General features: G+C 61.9%; 8 protein-coding genes. 2 read left to right on the plus strand and 6 right to left on the minus strand.

From position 1 onward, the window contains the following. Positions 1 to 87: 87 nt before the first annotated feature. From NUV89_RS25275 to NUV89_RS25300, 6 genes are read right to left on the minus strand one after another with little or no spacing between them, the layout of a single operon-like run. Positions 88 to 1,602, minus strand: coding sequence for an ABC transporter substrate-binding protein (locus NUV89_RS25275; protein ID WP_257783464.1), 1,515 nt, complete (start codon positions 1,600 to 1,602; stop codon positions 88 to 90). 32 nt (positions 1,603 to 1,634) lie between these two features. Then, positions 1,635 to 2,606: an ABC transporter ATP-binding protein gene (locus NUV89_RS25280; protein ID WP_257783465.1), complete on the minus strand. Its 972-nt coding sequence runs from the start codon at positions 2,604 to 2,606 to the stop codon at positions 1,635 to 1,637. After that, positions 2,603 to 3,559: an ABC transporter ATP-binding protein gene (locus tag NUV89_RS25285; RefSeq protein WP_257783466.1), complete on the minus strand. Its 957-nt coding sequence runs from the start codon at positions 3,557 to 3,559 to the stop codon at positions 2,603 to 2,605. The genes NUV89_RS25280 and NUV89_RS25285 overlap by 4 nt, the downstream gene beginning before the upstream one ends. Continuing rightward, a complete protein-coding gene (locus NUV89_RS25290) occupies positions 3,556 to 4,413 on the minus strand; it encodes an ABC transporter permease (protein WP_257783467.1) in 858 nt (285 codons plus the stop codon). Before NUV89_RS25290 ends, NUV89_RS25285 begins: the two co-directional genes overlap by 4 nt. Beyond that, entirely contained in the window at positions 4,410 to 5,357 is a 948-nt protein-coding gene (locus NUV89_RS25295) for an ABC transporter permease (RefSeq protein ID WP_124528080.1), read from the minus strand. Before NUV89_RS25295 ends, NUV89_RS25290 begins: the two co-directional genes overlap by 4 nt. A 3-nt stretch (positions 5,358 to 5,360) precedes the next feature. Continuing rightward, positions 5,361 to 6,248 (minus strand): proline iminopeptidase-family hydrolase, encoded by an 888-nt coding sequence (locus tag NUV89_RS25300; protein WP_257783468.1) that lies wholly within the window; start codon positions 6,246 to 6,248, stop codon positions 5,361 to 5,363. A gap of 183 nt (positions 6,249 to 6,431) precedes the next feature. On the opposite strand from NUV89_RS25300, the gene NUV89_RS25305 reads away from it, so the two are divergent. Both NUV89_RS25305 and NUV89_RS25310 read left to right on the plus strand, forming a co-directional pair. Further along, positions 6,432 to 7,196: a LuxR family transcriptional regulator gene (locus tag NUV89_RS25305; protein ID WP_017734488.1), complete on the plus strand. Its 765-nt coding sequence runs from the start codon at positions 6,432 to 6,434 to the stop codon at positions 7,194 to 7,196. A gap of 93 nt (positions 7,197 to 7,289) precedes the next feature. Continuing rightward, a complete protein-coding gene (locus NUV89_RS25310) occupies positions 7,290 to 8,222 on the plus strand; it encodes a proline iminopeptidase-family hydrolase (protein ID WP_257783469.1) in 933 nt (310 codons plus the stop codon). The last annotated feature ends 59 nt before the right edge of the window (positions 8,223 to 8,281 follow it).

An 8,281-nucleotide genomic window follows, 5' to 3' on the forward strand; every position in this document is an offset into this window, starting at 1 on the left:
CCAGCAAACCTGGCCCTGATACACCGCTTTCGCGAGCAAGCCCGCTCCCACACAAGCCCGCTCCCACATTTTTTATTGCGGTGTTATTTAGTTTTTCACCACGTCTTCAAGGGTGAAACGACCCAACGGGTTTTGCAGGAAGTTTTTGACGTTGCTGCGTGAGATGTTGATGTACGGGCTGTAGTACAAGTCGATCCAGTTCACATCCTGCTTCGCCAGCTTCTGCAACTCCACATACATCTGCTCACGCTTGACCGGGTCGGCCTCGATCCGCGCGGCCGCCACCAGGTCCTTGACCTTGTCGTTCTTGTAACGGGTCATGTAGTTCTGGTTGGTGTCGTGGCCCAGTACGAAGGTGGTTTTCTGGTCCGGGTCGAGGATGTCGTTGGTCCAGTACATCACCGAAATATCGTACTCACCGTCCACCAGCATCTGCCAGCTTTGCGTCGGGTCAACCTTTTGCAGGTTGGCGGTCACGCCGACCTTGGCCAACTGGTCCTTGATAATCACCGCGATCTGCTCGTCGGCTTCGTTGCCGGCGTTGACCACGTAGTTGAGCTTCAAGTCCTTGGCGCCGGCATCGGCCAGCAGCTTCTTGGCGGCCGTCGGGTCATACGGGCGTTGCAGGTTGTTGGCGTAGTGGAACAGCGACCCCTTAGGGATGTAGGAATAAGCCACAGTGCCCTGACCGTAAGTGGCGGTCTTGACCAGCGATTGTTTGTCGATGGCCATGTCCAGCGCCTGACGCACTTGCGGTTTGGCCAGCAGACCGTGCTCGTGGTTGATGAGCAGGTGATCTTCGCGGGTGGACGGGTCAGAGTGGATCACCACGTTCTTGTCTTTCTTCAGCTCTTCAACCCGGGAAAACGGCACGAAGATCGCCGTGTCCAGTTCGTTGTTCTGCACCATGCGCATACGCGTGTTGTCGTCGGTCACGGAGACCCACTCCACGCCGTCCAGGCTGACGTTCTTGGCTTGCCAGAAGTTCGGGTTCTTCTTCAGGATCACACGGTCGCCTTTGCGCCACTCATCCACGGTGAACGCGCCGGAGGTGACCGGGTTTTCCGAATAGGCCTCTTCGCCCATCTTGGTCATGGCTTTTTCCGACAGGATCGACACCGTCGGCGACGCCAGCTGCGAGAGGAAAGCTACAGCCGGAGTCTTCAGGGTGACCACCAGGGTCTTCGGATCGGCCGCCTTGGCCGTGTCGATCAGGCTGAACGGATCGCTCCACAGCGAGGCCTTGTTGTCACGGATGCGCAACAGGCTGAACGCCGCGTCGTCGGCGCTGATCGCCGAGCCATCGGAGAACTTCGCCTCGCGCAGCTTGAAGGTGTAGGTCAGGCCGTCCTTGGAAATCTCCCAGCTTTCTGCCAGCCCCGGTTCCATCTTGGTGCCCAGGTTATCCACGCGGACCAGGGTGTCGTACACGTTGGCGAATACCCAGGTGTCACGGTTTTGCGCGCTTTTGATCGGGTCGAACGTGGTGCTGTCTTCACGGCAGCCGATGGTGAGAACACCGGCGGCGTGGGCCAAACCGGCGGTCAGCGACCAAGCGGTCAATGTAGCGGCGGCGAGCAACTTCAAGTGGCGCGATTGCATATCACAACTCCTTGTTAATGAATGGCAGAGGGTTAAAGCAACGGTTCTTCAAGCACGCAACTGTACCGATGCTCGTGCAGGAAATGGGTAGGCGGCAACGCCATGGAACACATCACCTGCGCATGCCGGCAACGCGGGTGGAAGGCGCAACCGGTAGGCAGGTTCAGCGGGCTCGGTGGCTCACCGGGCAAAGGCTCTGTAGGCAACGGCCGATGGGGATCGATCTCGGGAATCGCCTCGATCAACGCCGCCGTATAGGGATGGCGCGGCGCGGTAAAGACCGCTTCCACCGGCCCCTCCTCGACAATCTTGCCCAGGTACATCACCGCCACGCGGTCGCACAGGCGGCGCACGATGGCCAGGTCATGGGCGATAAACAGGATCGCCAGGTTCATGCGCTGTTGCAGTTCCAGCAACAGGTTGATGATCTGGCCCTGGATCGACACGTCCAGCGCCGCCACGCACTCATCGGCGACGATCAAGCGCGGCTCCACCGCCAGCGCCCGGGCGATACCCACGCGCTGGCACTGGCCGCCGCTGAGGGAGCCGGGCTTTCGGCTGGCCAGTTCGGGGCGCAAGCCGACCAGGTCGAGCAGCTCATCGACGCGGCGCGGGATCTGGTCCGGCGCGACCTTGCGCTGTACCCGCAGCACTTCGGCAATGGTTTCGCCGATGGTGTGGCGCGGGTTCAGCGCAGCATAAGGGTCCTGGAAGATCATCGCGGTTTCGTGGCGCAGGCGCGCGATATCGATCGGACTGCCATGGGCCATGTCGATGCCATCAAACAGCACCTGCCCGGCGCTGATCGGATTGAGGTGCAGGATCGCCCGGCCCAACGTGCTCTTGCCGCTGCCGGACTCGCCGACCAAGCCCAGGGTTTCCCCCGCCGCGAGGTTCAGCGAGACCCCGTTGACCGCCCTCACCCACTGCTTGTTCAACCCCAGGAAACCGCTGCCTGACGCAGCAAACGTCACCTCCAGGTCCTTGATCTGCAACAGGCTCATGGGCGCGCTCCCAACGGGTAGTGACAGGCCACGCGCAGGCCTTGCGGTACTTGCTCAGTACACAAGGCGCCCACCTGCGGGCAGCGCGGGTTGAAGCGACAACCGTCGGGCAGCGCATCCAGCAACGGCGGTTGCCCGGCGATGGTGCGCAGCAAGGCGTGGCCGCTGCTGTGGGCCGGCTGGCAAGCGATCAGGCCGGCGGTGTACGGGTGTTGCGGGCGTGCCAGCAAGTCGTACTTGCTGCCCTGCTCACACAGGCGCCCGGCGTACATCACCGCGATGGAATCACAGGTCTGCGCCACCACGCCAAGGTCGTGGGTAATCATGATGATCGACAGGCCGCGCCGGTCGCGCAGGTCCAGCAGCAAGCGCAGGATTTGTGCCTGCACGGTCACATCCAGGGCCGTGGTCGGTTCGTCGGCGATCAACACTTTCGGGTTGCAGCCCAGCGCGACGGCGATCATCGCGCGCTGGCGCATGCCCCCGGAAAACTCGTGGGGATAGTTGTCCACCCGCGCCTGGGGATCGGGAATGCCCACTTGGCGCAGCACCTCGATGGCCTGCCGGCGCGCGTCTTTTTTCGACGCGCCCTGGTGCAGGCGAATGCCCTCGGCAATCTGCTCGCCGATGCGCATCAGCGGGTCGAGGTGGCTGCTGGGGTTCTGGAAGATCATGCCCAACTGCCCACCGCGTACGGCGCGCATGCCGGCATCGTCCAGGGCCAATAAATCCTGGCCGGCCAGCCGCACGGCAGCGCCCTGCACCCGCAGGTTCGGCGACGGCAACAAGCGCATCAACCCGCGACAGGCCATGGTCTTGCCCGAGCCGCTTTCGCCCACCAGGCCGAGGATTTCGCCTTCGGCGAGGTTAAAGGACACACGGTCTACCAGGGTCACATCGCGCCCGGCGTTGTTGGCGATCACGCTCAGGTCCTGCACCTGCAACAGGCTCATGCGCGGTCCCCCAACACTTGCGCGACACCGTCGGCCAGCAGGCTGAAGCCCATGGCCAACGTGACGATGGCCAGGCCGGGGAACGTACAGATCCACCAGGCCGTGGTGATAAACGCCTGCCCTTCGGCGACCATCGTGCCCCACTCGGCGGTCGGCGGCTGCACCCCCAGGCCCAGGTAACTCACGGCGGCGCCGTTGAGCAGCACCAGCACCGCATCCGACATGGAAAACACAATGGAGCCAAACATCGCATTCGGCAGCAAATGCCGGAACAGAATGCGCCCATGGCCAAACCCCAGGCTCTTGGCGGCCAGGGCAAAATCGCTTTCCTTGAGCACCAGGATCTGCGAGCGGATCAGCCGCGCATACGACACCCAGCCCACCAGCGCCATGGCGATATAAAAGCTCTTCAGGCCCGGCCCGAGGATGGCCATGATCGCCAGCATCAACACCAGGAACGGGAACGCAAGGATCACGTCGATCACGCGCATGCAGAAGCTGTCGAAACGCCCGCCGATGTAACCGGACACTGCGCCGACAAAGGTGCCGATCATGAACGGAAAGATCACGCCGACGATGGCCAGTTGCAGGTCGATGCGTGCGCCCCAGATCACCCTGGAAAGAATGTCGCGGCCATAGTTATCGGTGCCGAAAGGATGAGCCAGGCTGGGGCTCAGCAAACTGAACTCGGTGTTCTGCGCAATCGGGTCATAGGGCGCGATCCACGGCGCAAACAGCGCCAGGGCAAACCACAGCAACAGGATCAACAGGCCCCACGCGGCGGTCAGCCGGCCATTGCGAAAACCAAAGCGCAGGCGCAAGCGCCAGGGGGCAATCAACGGGCGGCTGCTCATTGCATCTTCACCCGTGGGTCGAGGGCCACCGTGACGACGTCGGCGGCAAAGTTGACCATGACCGTCGCACACGCCAGCACCATGGCCACGCCCTGCACCACCATGTAGTCGCGGGTAAAGATGCCGCGCACCAGCAATTGGCCGATGCCGGGGATGGCGAACAGGCTTTCGATCACCACCGTGCCACTTATCAGCCAGCCGATATTCACCGCCAGCAGATTGACCGCCGGCACCAGGGAGTTGGGCAACACGTGCCGGCGAAACACCGCCGCTTCCGACAACCCGCGCGCCCGGGCGGCGGTGACGTGATCGGCCTGCAATTCCATCAACATGCTCGCCCGCAGGTTGCGCACCAGCACCGCCGACAGTGCCAGGGCAATGGTCAGGCACGGCAACACCATGTGGTGCGCCTTGTCGAGAAAGGTGCGGCCGTAGCCCGACACCGGAAACAGGCCCCACTTCACACTCAGCAGCAGGATCAGCATCAAGCCCAGCCAGAACGCCGGCATGCCCAGGCCGACCGTGGTGAACACGCGGATCAGGTTATCCACCCAGCCGCCCTTGTTGCGTGCCGCCAGGGTGGCCAGCGGCACCGCGATCAACAACGCCAGCAGCACGCTGCCGAGCACCAGCACCAGGGTCGGTTCGATGCGGGTGACGATCAGCTTCAGGGCATCGACCTTGTACAACAGCGATTGGCCGAGATCGCCCTTGAGCAGGTTCTTCAGGAAGTAGAAATATTGCAGCCACAACGGCTGGTCGAGGCCGTACTGGGCGCGGATTTTCAGCAGCGCGTCCGGTGTGCTGCGCGAGCCCAGCAAGGCGCGCGCCGGGTCGCCGGGGATCGAGCGCACCAGGATAAAGGTAATCAGGCTGATGCCAAACAACACCGGCAGCAATTGCAGCGGCCGGGACAGCACAAAACGGTAGCGCGCCAGGTTCATCCGTCAGCCTCGGTGACGCGCGAGGAAGTCCAGCAACACCGGGAAGTAAGCCTGGGGCTCTTCGTAAAACGGCATATGGCTGCTGTTGGGAAAGACGTGGAGTTCGGCGTGCTTGACTGCCATCTTCATGCGCATCGCACAGGCCGGGGTGAGTTCGTCGTGCTGGCCGGTGGTAATCAGCGTAGGCATCTTGAAGGCGGCCATCTCGGGGATGCGGTTCCAGTCCTTGAGGTTGCCGACATAGAGAAACTCGTTGGGCCCCTGCATGGTTTCGTAAGGGCCCATGTTCCAGTCGCCGAGGGAGCGCTTGACCGGCTCGGGCCATTCGTCCAGGCGGCACACGTGGCGGTAGTTGAGCAAGGTGATGGCGGCCTGGTACTGCGGATGGTCGAGGGTGCCCATGGCTTCATGGCGCTGCATCATCGCCACGGTTTCACTGCCGAGGGCGCCGCGCAGGCGTTCGAGTTCCTGGGACAGGTGCGGAATGTCGCCGACGGTGTTTTCGAGGATCAGGCTTTTCAGCGCATCGGGGTAATGGATGGCGTATTCGATGCCGAGCCAGCCGCCCCAGGAATGCCCGAGCAGATGCACGCGCCCCAGATTCAGGGTTTGGCGCACGGTTTCGACTTCTTCGACATATCGGCGGATTTCCCACAGGGAAACATCGGTCGGTCTGGCTGATGCGCCGGTGCCAAGCTGGTCGAATGCAACCACTCGCAGGTTATGGTCCTTGAGCCAGCCATGGGCGTCGCGCAAGTAGTCACACGGCAAGCCCGGGCCGCCGTTGAGGCACAAGAGCACCTCATCGCCAGCGCCGAAGCTGTAGACCACGAGGTTATGGCCGTCGACTTGCACGTTGTACTGCTGGTCGGGGGCAATTTCACGCCACATGCATACATTCCTTGTGAGGTATCGGCCTGGCTGGCAGCGGCCGTTTATCAGGCCAACACTACCGAGGATGCCGTGCGTCCATAACCTAGTATTTCTTATAGGTTTGGCCTGGCAGTCCTTCGCCGGGGCGTGGCATTCTACTTGCCGCAAGTCGAGATTCAAATGAATTCGGGAGCAGAACGGATGCTGGCCAAGCTTACTGCCTTCAATAACCGTCTGATGCCGGGCAGGAGCCTGGACGAACAGATGGACAACACCTTTATCCTCGCCCAACAGTTGGGGTTCGATGCACTGGTGTATGACTACACCCCGGTGCCCATCGACCATGACGGCGCCTTGATTACCCCTTCGGTACTGGAACTGCGCAACACGCCGCCCGATTGGCACGCGCTGTGGTGCGGCGAAGGTTTTTACCAGATCGACCCGGTGCAGCACCTGGCCTTGAGCACGGTCTCGCCATTTGTCTGGTCCTACGAGGCCAAAGCCCAGACGGCGCTGCAAAAGATCATCGACCCCTGCCACGCCCCGGTTTCCTCGTACCTGCACGAACGCCAACTGACCTGCGGCGTCAGCGTGCCCATCCACTTGCCGCGCGGTGGCTTTGCCTCGTTGACCGGTTTGCGTATCGGCAAGGCTCGCAGCGTGTTGCAGGATGCACAGCAGACCCTGGCGGATTTCAGCCTGATTACCCATGCCTTGCAGGAAGCGGCCTACCCGCTGTTCAGTAAAGAACTACGTACCTACCCGCATATCCACCTGACCAAACGCGAACGCGAATGCCTGAAATGGGCCGCCGACGGCCTCACCGCAGCTGAAATCGCCACGCAGTTGAGCCGTTCACTGGCGGTGGTCACCCTGCACCTGGCCTCGGCGATGCACAAGCTGGGGGCCAAGAACCGCGTACAAGCAGTGGTGCGCGCCACCCATTACCGCCTGCTGGAAGATTGACCGATGGGTAAAACCTAGCTGTTTTGCTAGTTACCTAAATCTGGCGTGCCGACTATCGTGTCCCTGATCCTTTTTTCACGAGCAGGGTACGAAATGGAATTCATCGAAAAAATCCGCGAAGGGTATGCGGCCTTTGGCGCCTACCAGACCTGGTACCGCGTCACCGGCGACCTGACCACCGGCCGCACGCCGCTGGTGATTATCCACGGCGGCCCCGGCTGCACCCATGACTATGTCGACGCCTTCAAGGACGTCGCCGCCAGCGGCCATGCCGTGATCCACTACGATCAACTGGGCAACGGCCGCTCCACCCATTTGCCGGACAAAGACCCTGCGTTCTGGACCGTCGACCTGTTCCTCGCCGAACTGGACAACCTGCTCGACCACCTGAACATCCGCGATAACTACGCGATCCTTGGCCAGTCCTGGGGCGGCATGCTCGGCAGCGAACATGCGATCCGCCAGCCCAAGGGCCTGCGCGCGTTTATCCCGGCCAACTCGCCGACGTGCATGCGCACCTGGGTCAGCGAAGCCAACCGCCTGCGTAAGCTGTTGCCTGAAGGCGTGCACGAAACCCTGCTCAAGCATGAAGCCGCCGGCACCTATCAAGACCCGGAATACCTCGCCGCCTCGCGGATTTTCTATGACCAGCACGTGTGCCGCGTCAATCCATGGCCGGAAGAAGTCGCGCGGACCTTTGCGCAGGTCGACTCGGACCCCACGGTGTACCACGCCATGAGCGGCCCCACCGAGTTCCACGTGATTGGCAGCTTGAAGGATTGGAAATCGATTGGCCGGTTGTCGGCGATCAAGGTGCCGACCCTGGTGATCTCCGGGCGACATGACGAGGCCACGCCATTGGTGGTCAAGCCGTTCCTGGATGAAATCGCGGATGTGCGCTGGGCGCTGTTTGAAGACTCCAGCCATATGCCCCATGTCGAAGAACGCCAGGCGTGCATGGGTACTGTGGTGAAGTTTCTGGATGAGGCGTGTTCAGTACCGTACCCAAAGCTTAAGGCTGGCTAAATCAAAATGTGGGAGCGGGCTTGTGTGGGAGCGGGCTTGCTCGCGAATGCGGTGTATCA

The sequence above is a fragment of the Pseudomonas sp. 18.1.10 genome, assembly GCF_024655625.1.
In the GTDB taxonomy this organism is placed as follows: Bacteria; Pseudomonadota; Gammaproteobacteria; order Pseudomonadales; family Pseudomonadaceae; genus Aquipseudomonas.

What these genes read in the sequence shown, in the direction of transcription:
- NUV89_RS25285 (WP_257783466.1), bottom strand. Translation starts at nt 3,559, where the DNA reads ATGAGCCTGTTGCAGGTGCAGGACCTGAGCGTGATCGCCAACAACGCC.
- NUV89_RS25290 (WP_257783467.1), bottom strand. Translation starts at nt 4,413, where the DNA reads ATGAGCAGCCGCCCGTTGATTGCCCCCTGGCGCTTGCGCCTGCGCTTT.
- NUV89_RS25300 (WP_257783468.1), bottom strand. Translation starts at nt 6,248, where the DNA reads ATGTGGCGTGAAATTGCCCCCGACCAGCAGTACAACGTGCAAGTCGAC.
- NUV89_RS25275 (WP_257783464.1), bottom strand. Translation starts at nt 1,602, where the DNA reads ATGCAATCGCGCCACTTGAAGTTGCTCGCCGCCGCTACATTGACCGCT.
- NUV89_RS25310 (WP_257783469.1), top strand. Translation starts at nt 7,290, where the DNA reads ATGGAATTCATCGAAAAAATCCGCGAAGGGTATGCGGCCTTTGGCGCC.
- NUV89_RS25280 (WP_257783465.1), bottom strand. Translation starts at nt 2,606, where the DNA reads ATGAGCCTGTTGCAGATCAAGGACCTGGAGGTGACGTTTGCTGCGTCA.
- NUV89_RS25305 (WP_017734488.1), top strand. Translation starts at nt 6,432, where the DNA reads ATGCTGGCCAAGCTTACTGCCTTCAATAACCGTCTGATGCCGGGCAGG.
- NUV89_RS25295 (WP_124528080.1), bottom strand. Translation starts at nt 5,357, where the DNA reads ATGAACCTGGCGCGCTACCGTTTTGTGCTGTCCCGGCCGCTGCAATTG.